The 652-nt window shown below is 48.0% G+C and carries 1 protein-coding gene; it reads right to left on the minus strand.

Going from position 1 to position 652, the window contains the following annotated elements; genetic code table 11:
- Positions 1-116 precede the first annotated feature (116 nt).
- Positions 117-652, minus strand: a 536-nt coding sequence (locus IEX53_RS23655; RefSeq protein WP_210311710.1) for a hypothetical protein, incomplete at its 5' end; no start/stop codon positions are given.

The following is a 652-nucleotide window of genomic DNA, read 5'->3' on the forward strand; positions in this document are numbered from 1 at the left end:
TTTATGAATCACTGAAAAGCTGATTTGGAAATCCTCAGGAAATGTATTCTCAAATGACGACACGCCCTAGGCCGGTTTCTATTGCGAAATCATTGATGGCTCCGACAAGCATGACACTACCCCTTAAATCCAAGAATTTTCTTTATGTAAGGTATATTCTGCGGCTTCATGGGATCAATCCCAGTAGTTGATCCATTCCAATGGGTCTCTCCATTACTTGGCTTGGAAAAGCGATGAATATTACCTTCTGCATCCTTTGCCCATCGCACCCCGTTTTTATCCGGGACTGAATTATTGAACAATTCATCAACATTCTTTGGTTCTGGGCTCTGGGAGTTTGGATGATGCTTCGGATTAGTAATCCGCGTTGGCTTGGAATCCTCATCATCAGGGTCGGGCGCTCCCGCTGCCGCACCCGCTCCTCCGGCAGACGCACTGTCATTTGAAGAACCGTCTTTGCCCGCATTTTCACTCAGCACCACATTGCTCATTCCGCCAGATTGAAGCGTGAAGAGCATGTCCCGCATCATGCTGCGGCTTATCTGGTCGCCATTGATGTCTCCACCATCCAGCACCAACTGGCTGTTTGGACTTGCTTCGGAAAAGTGGAGAGGTTTTCTTGAGTTGAAAGGAAACCGGAATGCCGAAGCAG

Source organism: Paramesorhizobium endophyticum, from assembly GCF_014640615.1.
GTDB classification, from domain to species: domain Bacteria; phylum Pseudomonadota; class Alphaproteobacteria; order Rhizobiales; family Rhizobiaceae; genus Paramesorhizobium; species Paramesorhizobium endophyticum.